Below are 396 nucleotides of genomic sequence, written 5' to 3'. Positions count from 1 at the left end.
CTGAAGCCCCTGCGGGGCTTATCGCAGCCTGCGGCAGCGGCTACACAAAGCCTGATGCCGCGCCCCTGTAGCCGCTGCCGAACCCGCGAGGCTGCGACAAGGCGCGCAGGGCCTTCATCGGTCTCGAGATCGCCGCGCCCCTTCGGGACGTACGCAGCCTGCGGTAGCGGCTACACGAAGCCAGGCCCCGATCCCTGTAGCCGCTGCAAAAAAAAAAAATAGCTGCGGTGTATGCTGCACCGCACATGGATACTGCACCAGCTCGTTTAGCTCCAGCACCCATGAACTTACCGGTCATAGCCAAGCCTTCCCAGGTCGCTTGAGCTGCTACTGCCATTGCGGTGCCCATTTTATTCAGTCCTCTGTAGAATGTGTTAGCACTGACCCCGTCAGGAG

At 60.9% G+C, this 396-nt stretch carries 1 protein-coding gene; it reads right to left on the bottom strand.

Annotated elements, in window-relative coordinates:
• Positions 1-40: 40 nt before the first annotated feature.
• Positions 41-396 (bottom strand): hypothetical protein (locus OC23_RS19665; protein WP_038345133.1); only part of this gene is annotated, 356 nt, incomplete at its 5' end.

Origin of the sequence: Acinetobacter sp. A47, assembly GCF_000805455.1 — a bacterium.
GTDB lineage: Bacteria > Pseudomonadota > Gammaproteobacteria > Pseudomonadales > Moraxellaceae > Acinetobacter.
The sequence above is the reverse complement of the archived record's forward strand: the minus strand, read 5'-3'. Positions and strand labels throughout refer to the sequence as shown.